We start from the raw sequence: 16,551 nt of genomic DNA, 5'->3' as shown, positions 1-16,551 counted from the left end.
AAGCCGTTTTGGCATTTATAAGTAAATTAATGTAAAGTCTCCTATTCGATTCGGTGCGCATACACATATTTTAGGCCAATGCTGGAAATGGTATCGCTGAGAAGATCAAAATAGGAGGGTAACTTCATGATCATTGGTGTGCCTAAAGAAATCAAACAAAGTGAATATAGAGTGGCACTAACGCCTGCTGGAGTAACGATGTTAACTGCGGCAGGTCATACAGTAATTATCGAAACTGGAGCTGGTGAAGGAAGCGGATTTGAGGATGGAGATTTTATTCGAGAAGGTGCTTCGATATTAACTGAAGCTTCGGAAGTTTGGGCTAAAGCGGATATGATTATGAAGGTGAAAGAACCACTTCAAGAAGAATTTCAATATTTTCGAAACGGACTTCTCTTATTTACGTATCTTCATCTTGCGGCTGCACATGAGCTAACTAGAGCGCTTGTTGATAAAGGTGTGACTGCTATCGCTTATGAAACGATACAATTGGATAATGGCAGCTTACCACTACTGACCCCAATGAGCGAAGTTGCAGGGAGAATGGCTGTTCAGGTTGGGGCTCAATTTCTGGAAGCTTTTAATGGCGGAAGGGGAGTTCTGCTTGGTGGTGTTCCTGGTGTGCCTCCAGCTGATGTGGTTATTATAGGTGGAGGTATCGTTGGTACCAATGCAGCTAGGATGGCGCTTGGTCTTGGTGCTAATGTCGTTATCATTGAGAAGAGTGCGGACAGAATGCGATATTTGGATGAGGTGTTTGGCGGTCGCATACGAACACTTATGTCGAGTCCTTATCATATTGCGGAAGCTGTTAGTCATGCAGATTTAGTTATTGGTGCTGTACTCATTCCAGGAGCCAAAGCCCCGCATCTTGTAACAGAGCCAATGGTAGAACGGATGAGAAAGGGCTCAGTAATCGTTGATGTTGCTGTAGATCAAGGTGGATCAATTGCAACTGTAGATCGTCCTACAACTCATAAAGACCCTGTTTATATTAAACATGGTGTTTTGCATTATGCTGTCGCAAACATTCCTGGTGCAGTGCCAAGAACATCTACATTTGCCCTAACGAATGTAACGATTTCTTACGCGATGGAACTAGCAAATGGTGGATTGGAAGCACTAAGATCGAGTTTACCACTTCGCAAAGGTGTGAACACACATAAAGGTTTGATTACAAATGAACAAGTGGCGAAAGCAATTGGTCTAGCGTATACACCAATAGAAGACGGGCTTAACAGTATTTCATATGATCAGCTATTGCCTTGAAAAAATAGGTGATGACCACTTCTAATCATATTCAAATGTTCTCCTTCATATGGTGATAGGGACAGAGACTGTAGGTTGTCCATATTAGGGGGAGGATGGTATGAATGGTGTTTTCGTTGCAGGGCTGGTTGAACCGACTGTTGTTTATTATCGTGTTCATCATACTACTCTTTTTTGCGGCTGGTGGATATCGATTTCTTGTTGAAGTTATATCTCCGATTCATCCTTACCAGAAGCCGAAAGGGGATGCGGTGAAAGTGTTTGTCACTGATCCGAAATCTCCAGAGCAAGGTAATACTGCTGATCGACTTCGATGGTTTTATTGGTATGGTGAATAGCAAATTAGCAACCAACAAGTGTCAATTGAAAAAAGAAGGATTTTGCATGTCGAATGTTGAAATCTTCTGAGGAACAGTCAGTCATTATGGCGACATCTGCGAAAGGGAGTTATAATGAAAGCTCAATTGAATCTTTATATTTCGCATTTGCAGATGGAGAAACGACTTTCTGCAAATTCACTGGCTTCTTATGAAAGAGATTTAGTAAGCTTTGTTGGTTATGCTGAAGATCAAGGGATATCGGAATGGGCAACGGTACAAAGACATCATCTCTCCAAATATATGGTTTTGCTCAAGGAGCAAGGACGAAAGGCAGCTACTATATCTCGGCACATTGTATCGGTAAGAGCATTCTTTCATTACTTAGCTTTGAGAGGCATAATCGTACAAGATCCTACCATTCATATGGAAGCGCCAAAGCAGGAGAAAAAACCACCGCTAGTGCTCACTGTTGCTACAACGAGTACGTTGCTCGATACACCTTGCACGGTAAGTGCAACAGGTAAACGAGATAAAGCAATGTTGGAGCTACTATATGCGACAGGCATTCGAGTAACTGAGCTTGTATCGCTTAATACGGAACATTTACACCTCTCGCTAGGTTATATCCAATGTGTAGGCATAAGTATGAAAGAGCGAGTCATACCAATCGGTAGTCATGCTAGTGCTGCGCTAACGTCCTATTTGGATGCTGGCAGAGAACATCTAGTTACTGGGCGTGAGCCTGACTCCGCATTGTTTCTCAATCATTTGGGAACAAGGATGACGAGACAAGGATTTTGGAAAATGATTAAAAAGTATGCAAAAGAAGCTAAACTTAACGAGGAGATTACACCTCACACGCTTAGACATTCTGTAGCGACTCATCTCCTCGATAATGGAGCAGATATTCGAACGGTACAGGAATTGTTAGGTCATTCCGATATTGCGACGACATTAAAGTATACACAAGTGACTAAAACAAGAATGAAAGAAGCCTACACTAGTGCTCACCCCAGAGCTTAACAATTGAGGGTGAAGGGAAGGAAATGACAAAATGAAATTCGAACGTATTACGGTAGTTGTATTGGATAGTGTTGGTATTGGTGAGTTGCCTGATGCAGCAGAATTTGGTGATGAGGGCTCACACACATTAGGTCACATTGCAGAACAGGTAAAGGATTTATCGTTGCCAAATCTTCGTAGTTGGGGATTAGACCGCATTGCTTCAATAGCTGATTGGAAAGCTGGAGACGAAGCTGCTCGTGCATATTATGGAAAAATGGCAGAAGTTTCAGTCGGTAAAGATACGATGACTGGTCATTGGGAGCTTATGGGTCTTAAGCTTACTGTTCCCTTTCAAACGTTTCCAGATGGATTCCCACCTGAGCTAATTGGACCATTTGAAGAGCGGACTGGACGTAAAGTGATCGGAAATAAATCGGCAAGTGGAACTGAAATATTGGATGAGCTAGGCGAAGAGCAGATGAAAAGCGGTGCTTGGATCGTTTATACATCAGCTGATAGCGTTTTCCAAATTGCAGCACATGAGGATATTATCCCACTAGATGAGCTCTACCGTGCTTGTGAAATCGCAAGAGAATTGACGATGGATGAGCGTTTTACGTTGGGTCGTGTTATTGCTAGACCATATAATGGAGTACCTGGTGATTTTAAGCGTACATCAAATCGTCACGATTATGCAGTAAAACCGCCTGAACCAACTGTTTTGGATGCACTTAAAGAGGGCGGATATGATACAATTGCCATTGGCAAAATAAATGATATCTTCGACGGAGAAGGAATTACCGAGTTCTCACCGACAAAAAGTAATGCTGATGGCATTAGACAAACGATCGAACGTTTGAAAAAGCCGTTTAAAGGTTTGATGTTTACGAATCTGGTTGATTTCGATTCCTTATATGGACATCGTCGTGACCCTGTAGGTTACGCTCGTGCACTTGAGGAGTTTGATCAAGCATTACCTGAACTAGAAAGTGTACTTGGTGAAAAGGATCTTCTTATCGTCACTGCCGATCATGGTAATGATCCTACTCATCCGGGTACTGATCATACTCGCGAGTACGTGCCGGTACTTTTATACAGCCCTGCATTTAAAGCGACAAGAGAACTACCAATCGCTTCGACGTTTTCTGATTTGGGAGCAACAATTGCTAACAATTTCAGTGCAGCAGCTCCTCCAAATGGAGCAAGTTTCTTAGATCGACTCGAAACAAAATAATCATTTTAGGGGGAAATTTACATGAATCAACTAACAGCAGCACACATTAAGGAAGCAGCACAGTACATACAAGGGAAAATCAATGTAACACCTGAAATTGGCCTTATTATGGGGTCAGGTCTTGGTGTACTTGGCGACCTTATTGAAGAAGCAGTAACGATTCAATATCATGATATTCCACATTTCCCGGTTTCTACAGTTGAAGGCCATGCAGGTGAGTTGTTAGTTGGTAAATTGTCCGGTAGAAATGTTGTTCTTATGCGTGGACGTTTCCACATGTATGAAGGTTACGGCCCTGAGCTAACAGCATTCCCTGTACGTGTAATGAAAGCGATTGGAGCACAATCACTTCTAGTTACAAATGCTGCTGGTGGAATCAATCTTGACTTTGCTTCAGGCAATCTAATGTTAATTTCTGATCACATTAATTTGACAGGTAAAAATCCGCTTATCGGACCAAATGATAATGAGCTAGGCGTTAGATTCCCGGATATGTCCGAAGCCTATAGCAAACGTCTTCGTGCCGTTGCTACTGAAATTGCTACTGAACAAGGATTCTCTTTGCAAGAAGGTATTTATGTTGGGTTGCTAGGACCTACTTACGAGACGCCAGCAGAAATCCGTATGCTTCGTACATTAGGTGGAGATGCTGTCGGAATGTCGACTGTTGCTGAAGTTATCGCGGCACGTCATGCAGGTATGGAAGTAGTAGGTATTTCCTGTATTACAAATATGGCTGCTGGCATTTTGGATCAACCTTTGTCACATGATGAAGTTATGGAAACAGCAGAACATGTCAAGTCCCAATTCTTAGGTCTTGTGTCGGCATTAATCGCTAAGATGTAACTTTTTTGTAACATAATTGTAACATTTAGCTCGACTCAATTTGACAGTGTTTTATCTATTGTTCGTCGTATAATGTCCATGATCATAGAAAGATGGAGTGGACCTAAAAATGGACAAGCACTTACTAATACAACTAGAGCAATTGCGCAATGAAATGGTTGAGACGGCGATTTCTGAACAAAATCTATTGCATCGTGATGTTTTGGTACTTAGCCAAACATTGGATGAAATTATTGTTCGGGTGCAATCTGAACGCCGTACGCTTGCAAAAGTGACCTAATTGCGAAGGACTGAGGAGGAAGAACATGCGTGCAGTAGATTTAATACAAAAAAAACGTGATGGCGGAGAACTTAACGCTGAAGAAATTTCATTTTTGATAAATGGATATAACCAAGGTGAAATACCTGATTACCAAATGTCTTCAATGGCGATGGCGATTCTTTTTCAAGGTATGACAGCAAGTGAAACTGCTGCGCTTACGCTTGAAATAGCTAGATCAGGTGATCAAGTGGATCTTTCACCGATCAGCGGCATTAAAGTAGACAAACATAGTACTGGTGGCGTAGGCGACAAAACGACACTTATTCTTGGTCCTTTAGTAGCATCTGTTGGAGTACCTGTTGCGAAGATGTCTGGTCGTGGACTTGGTCACACGGGCGGTACTATCGATAAACTTGAATCGATCGCAGGTTTTCATACTGAATTAACACGCGAACAATTTATGAACCAAGTAAACGATATCAGCTTAGCTGTAATTGGACAAAGTGGTGATTTGGCCCCAGCTGACAAAAAGTTATATGCGCTTCGTGATGTAACGGCTACAGTGGAGTCAATTCCACTTATTGCAAGCTCAGTAATGAGCAAAAAAATTGCAGCAGGTGCAGATGCTATCGTTCTAGATGTAAAAACAGGCAGTGGAGCTTTTATGAAAACTGTCGAACGTTCAGAGCAATTGGCTAGTGCAATGGTTGCGATTGGTTCTGAAGTAGGACGCCAGACTGCTGCTGTCATTAGTGACATGGATCAGCCGCTTGGTTATGCAATCGGTAATGCACTTGAAGTATTAGAGTCTGTTGATACGCTAAGAGGACAAGGACCTGAGGACTTGACTGAGTTATGTCTAGTGCTTGGAGCTCATATGGTCGTTCTTGGTGGAAAAGCAGCAAGCTTCGATGAAGCAAAAGAATTGCTTCGCAAGCAACTTCATAACGGCGAGGCTTTAGCTAAATTCCGGACGTTCATTGTTGCACAAGGTGGCGACGATAGCTTCGTAGACGACGCTAGTAAGCTTCCTACGGCGCCGCACACGTTAGAGGTAACAGCAACAGAATCCGGTTATGTACACGCTATAGAAGCTGAAGAGCTTGGTTTGTCAGCGATGGTGCTTGGAGCGGGTAGAGCTACTAAGGAAGCGGTTATTGATTATGCTGTAGGAATCACTCTTCGCAAAAAGGTTGGAGAAGCGGTAAAAGCTGGCGAAACGTTAGCAACGCTTCATATCCGTGAACAGAACGAAAGTGCTGCCGGAGTTGCTGAACGTGTACGTCGTGCATTCCAAATCCAGCAAGATCGTCCAGTTGCGCGTCCTCTATTGTTATCTGTCGTAACGGTAGATGGTATAACACGTTATAGTGAATAGAATTGTATTGAAATAATAATAAATTGATATTACATGCTAGAGGCGATGACCCTACGTGTAAAGAGCCTGCTGAGTTTTCTCAGTAGGCTCTTTTTTGTGCAGAATTGAGCTTACATACAAAAGTATCGTCTCTGTTAGAAGCGAGGTGGAATAAATTGCATATCATTCGTCAACACTGAAAAGGAAAATATAACCGATTTGTGGCGTTAACTGAAATCGTAATACAACACATTTCCATCAGGAGGACATTACGTTGAAAATTCGAATGACATCATTTGTTGCATTAACGTTGGTGTGTGCACTTGCACTGCCAGTTACCGCGTTCGCGGAAGAAAGGTTGGCTGCGGAAAATAATTTAGCAGCAGTTGACTTAGCGCCATCTGCAAGGTCGGCTATCTTAATGGACGCTGAGAGTGGTACTGTCATTTATGAGAAAAACAGTCACGATAAACTCCCACCGGCAAGTATTACGAAAGTAATGACTCTGTTGCTCATCATGGAAGCATTGGATGAAGGAAAAATTAAGTTAACCGATCAAGTGAGTACGAGTGAATATGCAGCATCTATGGGTGGATCACAAATTTTTCTCGAACAAGGCGAAGAAATGTCAGTTGATGATATGATCAAAGGTATTGCACTTGCTTCTGGAAATGATGCTTCAGTAGCTATGGCAGAGAAGCTTGCGGGTACGGAATCACAGTTTGTAGCACTAATGAACAAACGGGCGCAAGAATTAGGAATGAACGACACACGTTTTGTTAATCCAAACGGTCTGCCTGTGGAAGGACATTACACTTCAGCGCATGATATTGCTGTTATGTCGAGAGAGTTGCTTAAACATAGTGAAGTGACCAAATATACAGGTCTCTATCAAGATTATTTGCGTAAATCATCTCCTAAACCGTTTTGGTTAGTAAATACGAATAAGTTGGTGCGCTTTTATAGCGGTGCGGACGGATTGAAAACAGGATTTACGAGTGAAGCGAAATATTGCTTAACAGCAACTGCGAAAAGAGACAATCTTCGAATGGTCGCAGTTGTGATGGGTGAACCTACAACAAAACAACGTAATGTTGAAGTTTCGCAAATGTTTGACTATTCATTCGCTCAATATATGAACTATCCTATCATCGGTGAAGGAGATACGATGGGTGCCGTTAGGGTTGAAAAAGGGATGGAATCACAATTACAGTTAGTTGCTAAGCAGCCATATAGCCTTTTATTGAAAAAAGGAAGTCAAACAAAAGATATTAGGTATGAGCTAAAGCTAGACAACAATATTAAAGCACCTGTCAAAGAGGGACAGCAACTCGGAAAGCTTCATATTTATCAAGGTGATCAGTTATTAAAGGAATATGACATAGCATCACCTCAAGATGTGGATAAAGCTAGTTGGTGGAATATGTTGAAGCGTTCAGCTAGTGGCCTCTTTCATTAGCGTATAATTACGTACATTTTTTGTCATCTCATAGCGGTATGCTTCTAGTTTTGTCGGTGTGCAGGAATACAGTGCTCATTTGGAGAATTGCTAGTTTTATCTCGGCGAGTGTAACCATTACCCGAAAAGGAGATGAACAGCTGAATGAGTCTGCAAATCGAATTGGAGCATTACCGCAACGTGCTAATTGTACGGCTTCATGGTGAACTTGACCATCATACCGCTAATGACGTCAGATTTAAGATGGAAGAGTCGCTTTTGCGGGATAACGTCAGTCATGTCATTCTAAGTCTCAAAGAACTACAGTTTATGGACAGCTCGGGGCTTGGCGTTATTTTGGGCAGGTACAAGCAAGTGAAGAACAAAGGTGGAAAAATGGTCGTATGTGATATCAATCCGGGCGTTCGAAGATTGTTTGAATTGTCGGGGTTGTTCAAAATCATATCGGTTCAAGACAATGAACGAACTGCTATTTCAAGTTTGGAGGTGGTGTCATGATTGGAAAAAACGAAATGAATCTTTCGTTCAGCGCTCGTTCGGAAAATGAAGCCTTCGCACGGATAGCAGTTGCTGCTTTCGTGTCCCAGCTCGATCCGACTCTGGAGGAGTTAAACGATCTTAAAACAGCAGTTTCTGAAGCAGTGACGAACGCAATCATTCATGGCTATGAGAGTGATGCAACTCGTCAAGTAACAATTGTAGCTTCGATTGATCGAGATACTGTCTCGATAGCGATCTCGGATGAAGGACGTGGAATTGAAGACGTGGAACTAGCTCGTCAGCCTCTTTATACGTCTAAACCGGAGCTTGAACGGTCTGGTATGGGATTTACGATTATGGAAAATTTCATGGACCGTTTTGAAGTTACAAGCGCAGTAGGCAGCGGTACTCGCGTTGAAATGCTGAAACGCATCGAGTCAAAAAAAGCGCTCTATAATTAGAGCATAGGGGTTGAGCCTCATGAATGTCGATATGAAGCAATCAGGCCAGCCTTATCTGGATGATGCGGAAGTTAAGCGTCTTATCGCTTTAAGTCAATCCGGCGATACGTTAGCAAGAGATACGCTTGTTAGCTGCAATATCCGACTCGTATGGTCTGTCGTTCAGCGGTTTATCAATCGGGGGTACGAGCCAGAGGATCTATTCCAGATTGGTTGCATCGGCTTACTTAAGTCCGTTGACAAATTCGATTTATCTTATGACGTGAAATTTTCGACGTATGCTGTTCCAATGATTATCGGTGAGATTCAACGTTTCTTAAGAGACGATGGAACGTTGAAGGTGAGCAGATCGCTTAAAGAGACAGCTAATAAAGTGCGTAAGATGAAGGATGAGCTGTCCAAAACGTTGGGAAGACTGCCCACTATTTCCGAAGTAGCGGAACGCTTAGGTATAACGCCGGAAGATGTGGTGTTCGCTCAGGAAGCTAATAAACCACCTACCTCTATTCATGAGACAGTATTTGAAAACGACGGAGATCCTATAACACTAATGGATCAAATAGCTGACGAATCGCAAGATCGCTGGTTTGATAAGATGGCACTCGAAGAAGCGATCGAGGGACTTAACGAGCGTGAACGGCTTATCGTATACTTACGATACTATCGCGACAAGACGCAATCTGAAGTTGCCAGCAGGCTAGGTATATCACAGGTCCAGGTTTCACGATTAGAGAAAAAAATATTACAATCGATACGAGATCAGATCGCCCAATAGGCGGTTTGATCTTTTTTTTGTCATGGAGTGCCTAATTATTAAATTTTATGAAATTGCCTGAGTATCCTTATCCTCCTTGTCTCATACTAATGGAGATCTCACCAAGTATAGGCAGGAGGGAGGATGACATATGGGTGATTCCAGCCATGCGGTCCTTTATCTGCGACTCAAAAGAAGAATTTACATTAAACCGGAACAAACGGTTTCCTTGAAGCAAGTAGCTAGGTTACTGACAGATGATCATGAAATGGAAGAACAGCTCAATGGAATTGTGCTCTACAAGCACTGCAAAGCGGATGGAAACAGGGTCGTTATCGATTTATTACAAATCGTCAAGTCGATACGTCAACTCTCGCCCGATATGACTGTTGAAGCTTACGGTGATCCCCAAGTGCTTATTATGGTTTCTGAGAAGCCAGTAAAGCCGCGATATGTTGTACTTGTGTTAGCGTGGCTATTACTTTTTTTTGGTGCGGGACTTGCTGTCATGAACTTTCACACAGATGTGAATATGAAGGATGTTCATATTCGAATAGTTGAGCTCATTACAGGGGAGCGGGAAGATCATCCACTTTGGTTCCAGATACCGTATTCGATTGGCATTGGCCTTGGGATGGTGCTTTTTTTTAACCATATCTTTAAGAAACGATTCAATGAAGAGCCTAATCCATTAGAAGTTGAGTTGTTTAGATATCAAGAAAACGTTAATGATTATGTTATTGCAGATGAAATGCGAAAAAAAAATCATTACAACCAACAAGATGATGGTCCATATGATTGAACTAGCGACTAATTTGTTCATTGCAATATTGGGGCTTGCAGGGGGGCTAGCAGTAGGAAGTGGGTTAGTTGCACTTCTGATCGTATTTGATCTGATACCAAGACTAGCCCAACTTGCTAGAGCTTACAGGATGTCCAAATGGTTTGAAACAGCTATCGTTAGCGGATCACTTTATTGGACTTTTGCGGATTTTATGGATTGGAAATTTAGCTTACAGAGTCTAAGTTTGATTAGTATCATAGGTCTATTTGATGGACTATTCGTAGGTATGCTTGCTGCTGCTTTAACTGAAGTAATGAATGTGTTGCCTATTCTCGCTAAGCGAATGAAGCTTTCGAAATTTATAGCAAGTTTAGTTATGGCAATGGTGTTGGGTAAGACACTTGGATCACTATTCGATTGGCTCGTATTCCAGTGGTAATTTTATAGTTTAACATGAATGGGGTGACCATCTTATGAGTAATTGGCAAGATGAACATGGACAAGGAAATGATGATGAGAACAATGTTCCATCGGTATTGTTAATACCAGACGAACAACGTCAAGAAGAGTCACAAAAGCGAAGTGAGGAGTCTGAACGTTCTGATTCTGAGCAAAAGGAGCATTCCAGTAGTCAAAAATCATCATCGAGTTCCGAAAAGGATGACAAGAAGAAAAGAAGTATTCCATCTAAGTTAGATGATGTGCTTAAAAGGCTTGAAGATGAGATCGGATATAAGACTAGCTTTGACATTGTTGTACGAGAAATGACGTTTGGTGAGAAACGTACAGCTATGTTTTGTATGAATGGGCTAGCAAAAGAAGAGATTTTGACTGAGGTTTTAAAACGACTTACATACCTCGAGTCAGAAGATTTAAGCAGTGGTGTGCTGCATTCCTTCCTAGACCTCTATGTACCTGCAGCCCAGGTTGAGGCCGAAGATGATTGGGATAAACTAATGTATGTTGTATTGTCTGGTGCGACTGCCTTTTTTATTGATGGAGAGACAAGTGCAATCAAAATTGATGCAAAAAACTTTCCAGCACGTGGACTTGAGGAGCCTTCATTAGAGAAAGTTGTACGAGGCAGTCGTGACGGGTTTATCGAAACATTAATGGTCAACGTATCCCTCGTAAGGCGTAGATTACGTGATCCGATGTTGCGCTATGAGCTAGTAACGGTTGGGGAACGCACACAAACTGACGTTTGTATCGCATATATTGATGATATTGTTGATAAGGAAATGTTGAAGTCCATAAGAGATAAGATCTCAATGGTCAAAATTGACGGTCTTCCGCTTGCAGATAAGCAACTGGAGGAAGCAACCATTAAGCGAGGTTGGAGCCCATTCCCGCTTGTTCGTTACTCTGAGCGTCCGGATACAGTAGCATCACATATGCTAGAAGGTGCAGTTGCGATCTTTGTGGACACTTCACCAAGCGTGATGACTTTGCCTACAGGGTATATGGATCTCATGCAGCACGCAGAGGAAAATAGGCAGACTCCATTTATTGGAACCTATTTGCGATGGGTAAGATTTATAGGGATATTCGCATCGTTGTTTTTGCTGCCGTTATGGCTTCTGTTTGTCATGCATCCTGAATATAAGCCTGCGATCCTGGAATTTATTGGACCAAATAAGACAGGTAAAATACCACTTTACTTACAGTTTATATTAGCGGAGATTGGGGTTGACTTATTGCGTATGGCTTCGGTGCATACACCTAAGTCACTGGCGACCGCCATGTCGCTTGTTGCAGCTATTTTGATTGGAGACATTGCTGTCAAAACGGGTGTTTTCATTAATGAGGTCATCTTGTACATGGCGATTGCAGCGATAGGTATGTTTGCTACTCCTAGTTATGAGCTTGGACTTGCCAATCGTATTGTTAGGTTATTGTTGTTAACGGCTGTAGCTGCTTTTAATGTAGCAGGATTTGTCATTACAACGACTGCAATATTGATTTTCCTTGTCAATGAGCGTTCGGTGAATAGACCCTATATGTGGCCAGTTATCCCGTTCGATGTAATGGCACTTTGGAACATTATTATTCGCCAGCCTGTATTGCATAATCGAACTCGCCCTAACATATTACGCCCGCAAGAGATGGACAAGATGCCAAATCCGGAGTAAATGTGCAAAAATACAAATGAAATGTGAAATTATCCATTACGGAAGCGCTCCTCTTGCGTTATACTGTTGCTATTGATGCAAACTATAATCGTTCTGCCGAAACGGTAGAGGAAAAGCGAGGGGTAGCAATGTTTCTACATGGAACTAGCAACATTAACACTAAAGGTCATTTAGAGATCGGTGGTTGTGACGTAACCGATTTGGCAGGGCAGTTCGGCACACCGCTATATATTGTCGACGAAGCGCTTATTCGCAAGCGTGCAAGCGAATATGTAGAAGCTTTTAAAGCATCTGGATTGAAATTTCAAGTAGCCTATGCAAGTAAAGCATTTAGTGTTATGGCAATGTGCGCGATTGCTGAACAAGAAGGTTTATCGCTTGACGTAGTATCTGACGGCGAACTTTATACAGCATTGCAAGCAGGTTTCCCTGTGGAGCGCATTCACTTCCATGGCAATAACAAAACTCCTGACGAGATCAATATGGCATTAGATGCAGGTATAGGCTGTTTTGTAGTGGACAACTTCAATGAGCTTGATCTTCTAAACGCTTTAGCTGGCGACAAAGGTAAAAAAGTGAATATTCTTCTTCGTATTACACCAGGTGTAGAAGCACATACACATGACTATATTTCAACAGGCCAACAAGATTCCAAGTTTGGATTCGATTTGGGCAACGGTTCAGCGAAACAAGCGATCCAAACAGCAATGAGCCTTTCAAACCTTATCGTACTTGGTGTACATTCCCATATCGGTTCTCAAATCTTTGAAGTAGAAGGTTTCCGTATGGCAGTAGATAAAGTTTCTGCATTTGCAGTTGCAATTCGTGATGAGCTTGGTTTAACGTTTAAAGTTATCAACCTCGGCGGAGGTTTTGGTATTCGTTATGTAGACGGAGATACTCCGCTTCCTATAAGTGATTATGTTGGTGCAATTACAGGTGCGATCAAAACTAATTTCACAAATGCTGACTTTCCGTTGCCAGAAATTTGGGTAGAACCAGGTCGGAGTATGGTCGGTGATGCAGGAACAACACTATACACAGTTGGGACAAGCAAGCACATTCCAGGCGTTCGTAAATACATTGCTGTTGATGGCGGTATGACTGATAATCCGCGTCCAGCGCTTTACCAATCACGATATGAAGCGATTTTGGCTAATCGTGCTAATGATGCTACAGAAGAAACGGTTTCTATCGCAGGAAAGTGCTGTGAAAGCGGTGATATGTTAATTTGGGATCTTGAACTTCCAAAAGCTGAAAGCGGAGATTTGTTAGCTGTATTCTGCACAGGCGCTTATAACTATGCAATGGCGAGCAACTATAACCGTATTCGTCGCCCAGCAGTCGTATTCGTAAAAGATGGTGTAGCTGACCTTGCTGTTAAGCGTGAATCTCTGGACAATATTGTGTGCAATGATGTCATTCCGGCAAGACTACAAAAATCCACACTTGCGAAGTAAGAGCAAAATTGGTAACGTAGTACTATTCGGAAAAAGAGAGGTAGATGCAAAATGGCAAAACAAGCAAAAATTAAATTAGCAAACGGCGGAGAAGTTCATTTGGACTTGTTCGATACAGATGCTCCAAATACGGTAGCAAACTTTGAGAAGCTAGTAAACGATGGTTTCTACAATGGCTTGTCTTTCCACCGCGTTATTCCAGGTTTCGTTGCTCAAGGCGGATGCCCGAATGGTAGCGGAGCAGGTGGCCCTGGTTACACAATCAACTGTGAAATCAACCCTAACAAACATGAGCGTGGCACTCTTGCTATGGCACATGCTGGACGCAACACTGGAGGTAGCCAGTTCTATATTTGTTACCAACCACAACCACACCTTGATGGCGGACACACTGTGTTCGGCAAAGTAACAAAAGGTATGGAATTTGTTGACGCGCTTAAAAATGGAGATAAAATGGAAACTGTTGAAGTGTCGAACGGGTAATATTACGAATGTAGTTATACATTTGTAATTGTGCTTTTAATCGAGATGGAAAAATTCCATTTGAACAAAAACGCCACCAGCCTTGAAATAATTGGGCTGGTGGCGTTTTTATTAAGTATTAATTATCGCTTTGAATAGTCGAAATAGTAGGCGAGGTAAGTAAATCAAAAGTTCTAATAATATGTCTAGGTTGTATAACACATTGTCAGTCTTGCTTCGATTTTTTTCTTCATTACCATCAATCCCTTGTATATGATATACGGCTTTTAGTTACTTGTCGCAAATACTTCATCCATAAACCAAGATATGTGCGTACAACGTTGACATACGAGAATGGTTGCATTTTTATTAGCCCAATCTAAACCTAAAAATGAAGCACCTCTTGAATTGAGTTGACGATAATCTTTATCAAAAGTGTCGTTTTGACAACAGGGGCAGAATAGTTTAGCATCGCCTGCGGAGTATTTCATATATCAAATCCTTTCAGAATGGTTTAGATGGTGTTTAATACGGAAATTTCCAAAATAGGTTTCGAATCGGTTTAAAGTAAATGAAGTATCAAAGCAAATATCTTCCGAATCGTTAGAGCTGAAAAGAAGCAACGATGAAAATCCTTGCTTTTTTATTTTTTAGATGGTAACATTTCATCAATGTTTAGCTTTGTAGCGGACATTATTGACCAAAATAAATAATTAGCTTTCCTTCGGGGTAGGGTGAGATTCCCAACCGGCGGTGATCGGAATGCAATATGGAGCGGACAACCGCACAATATGCATTTCCGTTAGTCCGTGACCCGGGCTAATGAGCTCTTGTGAGCAATTTGCTCTAGTGAGTCGTTAGAACGGTGGACCTGGTGTAATTCCGGGACCGACAGTATAGTCTGGATGGGAGAAGGAGAAGCTTCGGCAGGCTGCGTGTGCTCTTTTTAGCTTGTTCTCTTGTGAGTAATTTCACAAGGTGGATAAGTTTTTTTGACAATGTAGCTGTGTTGGTTCAAACTGCGTAATTGCGGTTTATTTGTGATCTAAATGGAGATCTAGAACCAAAAACAATTCTGTCGTAGTTCTCACAATCTTAAGACCCCCTGTCGGCAAGCAAGCCGGTGAGGGGGTTTTTCTGTTTTGTTAGATGTATTAAACGATGAGTATTACATGCGACTTGCTCTTGACATGGCAGCTAAAGCTTCTGGTCAGACTGACATTAACCCAGTAGTAGGTTGTGTTGTTGTGAAAGACGGTAGAATTATTGGCATTGGTGCGCATTTGAGACGTGGCGAAGGACATGCAGAGGTACATGCTTTAAAGATGGCAGGTGACGAAGCGGAAGGAGCTACCGTTTACGTTACATTAGAACCTTGCAGTCATCATGGTAAAACACCACCTTGCTGCGATAGAATTATTGCCGCTAATGCGGCAAGAGTTGTTGTTGCGACTACAGATCCAAATCCTGTTGTTGCAGGAAGAGGGATTCAGCGGTTAAAGGAGCATAATATTGTTGTTGAAGTTGGTTTACTTGAATCAGAGTCACGTCAGATGAACGAGAAATTCAACAAATTTATTACGAGTGCTTTACCATTCGTAACTCTCAAAACGGCAAGCACACTGGATGGTAAAATTGCGACTGAAACGGGACACAGCAAGTGGGTGACAGGTGCTGTAGCTAGAGAACAGACGCATATGCTGCGTCATCAGCATAGAGGCATTATGGTTGGCATTGGTACAGTCCTAGCGGACGATCCCTTGCTAACTACACGAGCTTCAGTACCAGCTATTGATCCAGTACGAATCATTGTCGATTCTAAACTTAGACTGCCTTTAGAATCTCGTGTTGTAACGGATAGATCGGCACGGACGATTGTGCTAACGACAAGTCATGCTGACCCTGCAAAGCGTAGTCAACTAATTGATGCTGGTGTTGAAATTATCGTATGTGGTGATGGACGGGATGTTGATCTCATGTATGGAATGAAAGAGCTAGGTAAAAATGAAATTGGTTCGATCCTCCTTGAAGGCGGAGGAAAGCTGAACGGGGCAATGCTTGATGCTGGACTAATTGATAAAGTTATATTATTTTTTGCCCCAAAAATTATTGGAGGTCAGCTCGCTCCGCAAAACTTCACTTTTAACGGACGTAAACTAATGAGTGAAGCAATTCAATTGGGACAAATGAAAATTGAAATGGCTGGCGAGGATATTTGTGTCACTGGCTATCCAATATACGTGAACCAATAGATCAGCAGAAAGGA

The 16,551-nt window shown here is 42.1% G+C and carries 17 protein-coding genes and 1 riboswitch; all 17 genes read left to right on the top strand.

Annotated features, from left to right (window positions below):
* Window positions 1-126: 126 nt before the first annotated feature.
* The 17 genes from ald (at window position 127) to ribD (ending at window position 16,537) form a co-directional block, all read left to right on the top strand.
* Window positions 127-1,269 carry an alanine dehydrogenase gene (gene ald, locus I6N90_RS09430; protein WP_197935264.1) on the top strand — a complete coding sequence of 381 codons (1,143 nt, stop codon included), beginning with the start codon at window positions 127-129 and terminating at the stop codon, window positions 1,267-1,269.
* Window positions 1,270-1,373: 104 nt separating this feature from the next.
* Window positions 1,374-1,607 carry a DUF4227 family protein gene (locus tag I6N90_RS09425; RefSeq protein ID WP_197935263.1) on the top strand — a complete coding sequence of 78 codons (234 nt, stop codon included), beginning with the start codon at window positions 1,374-1,376 and terminating at the stop codon, window positions 1,605-1,607.
* A 114-nt stretch (window positions 1,608-1,721) separates the two neighbouring features.
* Complete coding sequence (xerD, locus tag I6N90_RS09420; protein ID WP_197935262.1) at window positions 1,722-2,612, top strand: site-specific tyrosine recombinase XerD; 891 nt, start codon at window positions 1,722-1,724, stop codon at window positions 2,610-2,612.
* 31 nt (window positions 2,613-2,643) lie between these two features.
* Window positions 2,644-3,828 (top strand): phosphopentomutase, encoded by a 1,185-nt coding sequence (gene deoB, locus I6N90_RS09415; RefSeq protein WP_197935261.1) that lies wholly within the window; start codon window positions 2,644-2,646, stop codon window positions 3,826-3,828.
* 21 nt (window positions 3,829-3,849) lie between these two features.
* On the top strand, window positions 3,850-4,674 hold the full coding sequence (locus I6N90_RS09410; protein ID WP_197935260.1) for a purine-nucleoside phosphorylase: 825 nt from the start codon (window positions 3,850-3,852) through the stop codon (window positions 4,672-4,674).
* 109 nt (window positions 4,675-4,783) lie between these two features.
* A complete protein-coding gene (locus tag I6N90_RS09405) occupies window positions 4,784-4,954 on the top strand; it encodes an aspartyl-phosphate phosphatase Spo0E family protein (protein WP_197935259.1) in 171 nt (56 codons plus the stop codon).
* Window positions 4,955-4,979: 25 nt separating this feature from the next.
* Window positions 4,980-6,314 (top strand): pyrimidine-nucleoside phosphorylase, encoded by a 1,335-nt coding sequence (locus I6N90_RS09400; RefSeq protein ID WP_197935258.1) that lies wholly within the window; start codon window positions 4,980-4,982, stop codon window positions 6,312-6,314.
* Window positions 6,315-6,579: 265 nt separating this feature from the next.
* A complete protein-coding gene (locus I6N90_RS09395) occupies window positions 6,580-7,752 on the top strand; it encodes a D-alanyl-D-alanine carboxypeptidase family protein (RefSeq protein WP_197935831.1) in 1,173 nt (390 codons plus the stop codon).
* A gap of 144 nt (window positions 7,753-7,896) precedes the next feature.
* Window positions 7,897-8,250 carry an anti-sigma F factor antagonist gene (gene spoIIAA, locus I6N90_RS09390; RefSeq protein ID WP_197935257.1) on the top strand — a complete coding sequence of 118 codons (354 nt, stop codon included), beginning with the start codon at window positions 7,897-7,899 and terminating at the stop codon, window positions 8,248-8,250.
* The gene (spoIIAB, locus tag I6N90_RS09385) at window positions 8,247-8,693 is read left to right on the top strand and encodes an anti-sigma F factor (protein WP_197935256.1); all 447 of its coding nucleotides are present in this window, start codon (window positions 8,247-8,249) and stop codon (window positions 8,691-8,693) included. Before spoIIAA ends, spoIIAB begins: the two co-directional genes overlap by 4 nt.
* Window positions 8,694-8,712: 19 nt before the next feature.
* Window positions 8,713-9,468: an RNA polymerase sporulation sigma factor SigF gene (gene sigF / locus I6N90_RS09380; RefSeq protein ID WP_197935255.1), complete on the top strand. Its 756-nt coding sequence runs from the start codon at window positions 8,713-8,715 to the stop codon at window positions 9,466-9,468.
* 130 nt (window positions 9,469-9,598) lie between these two features.
* Entirely contained in the window at window positions 9,599-10,249 is a 651-nt protein-coding gene (locus I6N90_RS09375) for a stage V sporulation protein AA (protein WP_197935254.1), read from the top strand.
* Window positions 10,242-10,670 (top strand): stage V sporulation protein AB, encoded by a 429-nt coding sequence (locus I6N90_RS09370; protein WP_197935253.1) that lies wholly within the window; start codon window positions 10,242-10,244, stop codon window positions 10,668-10,670. The genes I6N90_RS09375 and I6N90_RS09370 overlap by 8 nt, the downstream gene beginning before the upstream one ends.
* Window positions 10,671-10,704: 34 nt before the next feature.
* Complete coding sequence (locus tag I6N90_RS09365; protein WP_197935252.1) at window positions 10,705-12,363, top strand: spore germination protein; 1,659 nt, start codon at window positions 10,705-10,707, stop codon at window positions 12,361-12,363.
* 128 nt (window positions 12,364-12,491) lie between these two features.
* Complete coding sequence (gene lysA / locus I6N90_RS09360) at window positions 12,492-13,823, top strand: diaminopimelate decarboxylase (RefSeq protein WP_197935829.1); 1,332 nt, start codon at window positions 12,492-12,494, stop codon at window positions 13,821-13,823.
* A 51-nt stretch (window positions 13,824-13,874) separates the two neighbouring features.
* Complete coding sequence (locus I6N90_RS09355; protein ID WP_197935251.1) at window positions 13,875-14,306, top strand: peptidylprolyl isomerase; 432 nt, start codon at window positions 13,875-13,877, stop codon at window positions 14,304-14,306.
* 695 nt (window positions 14,307-15,001) lie between these two features.
* A riboswitch (FMN riboswitch) is annotated at window positions 15,002-15,206 on the top strand.
* Window positions 15,207-15,427: 221 nt separating this feature from the next.
* A complete protein-coding gene (ribD, locus tag I6N90_RS09350) occupies window positions 15,428-16,537 on the top strand; it encodes a bifunctional diaminohydroxyphosphoribosylaminopyrimidine deaminase/5-amino-6-(5-phosphoribosylamino)uracil reductase RibD (RefSeq protein WP_232242821.1) in 1,110 nt (369 codons plus the stop codon).
* The last annotated feature ends 14 nt before the right edge of the window (window positions 16,538-16,551 follow it).

Source organism: Paenibacillus sp. GSMTC-2017 (genome assembly GCF_016019935.1).
Taxonomy (GTDB): domain Bacteria; phylum Bacillota; class Bacilli; order Paenibacillales; family Paenibacillaceae; genus Pristimantibacillus.
Note: the sequence above shows the minus strand (reverse complement) of the source record. Positions and strands in the feature narration are given on the sequence as shown.

Excerpts from the sequence above, each read along its gene's own strand:
- ald (WP_197935264.1), top strand. The coding sequence starts at position 127 with ATGATCATTGGTGTGCCTAAAGAAATCAAACAAAGTGAATATAGAGTG.
- I6N90_RS09425 (WP_197935263.1), top strand. The coding sequence starts at position 1,374 with ATGGTGTTTTCGTTGCAGGGCTGGTTGAACCGACTGTTGTTTATTATC.
- xerD (WP_197935262.1), top strand. The coding sequence starts at position 1,722 with ATGAAAGCTCAATTGAATCTTTATATTTCGCATTTGCAGATGGAGAAA.
- deoB (WP_197935261.1), top strand. The coding sequence starts at position 2,644 with ATGAAATTCGAACGTATTACGGTAGTTGTATTGGATAGTGTTGGTATT.
- I6N90_RS09410 (WP_197935260.1), top strand. The coding sequence starts at position 3,850 with ATGAATCAACTAACAGCAGCACACATTAAGGAAGCAGCACAGTACATA.
- I6N90_RS09405 (WP_197935259.1), top strand. The coding sequence starts at position 4,784 with ATGGACAAGCACTTACTAATACAACTAGAGCAATTGCGCAATGAAATG.
- I6N90_RS09400 (WP_197935258.1), top strand. The coding sequence starts at position 4,980 with ATGCGTGCAGTAGATTTAATACAAAAAAAACGTGATGGCGGAGAACTT.
- I6N90_RS09395 (WP_197935831.1), top strand. The coding sequence starts at position 6,580 with ATGACATCATTTGTTGCATTAACGTTGGTGTGTGCACTTGCACTGCCA.
- spoIIAA (WP_197935257.1), top strand. The coding sequence starts at position 7,897 with ATGAGTCTGCAAATCGAATTGGAGCATTACCGCAACGTGCTAATTGTA.
- spoIIAB (WP_197935256.1), top strand. The coding sequence starts at position 8,247 with ATGATTGGAAAAAACGAAATGAATCTTTCGTTCAGCGCTCGTTCGGAA.
- sigF (WP_197935255.1), top strand. The coding sequence starts at position 8,713 with ATGAATGTCGATATGAAGCAATCAGGCCAGCCTTATCTGGATGATGCG.
- I6N90_RS09375 (WP_197935254.1), top strand. The coding sequence starts at position 9,599 with ATGGGTGATTCCAGCCATGCGGTCCTTTATCTGCGACTCAAAAGAAGA.
- I6N90_RS09370 (WP_197935253.1), top strand. The coding sequence starts at position 10,242 with ATGATTGAACTAGCGACTAATTTGTTCATTGCAATATTGGGGCTTGCA.
- I6N90_RS09365 (WP_197935252.1), top strand. The coding sequence starts at position 10,705 with ATGAGTAATTGGCAAGATGAACATGGACAAGGAAATGATGATGAGAAC.
- lysA (WP_197935829.1), top strand. The coding sequence starts at position 12,492 with ATGTTTCTACATGGAACTAGCAACATTAACACTAAAGGTCATTTAGAG.
- I6N90_RS09355 (WP_197935251.1), top strand. The coding sequence starts at position 13,875 with ATGGCAAAACAAGCAAAAATTAAATTAGCAAACGGCGGAGAAGTTCAT.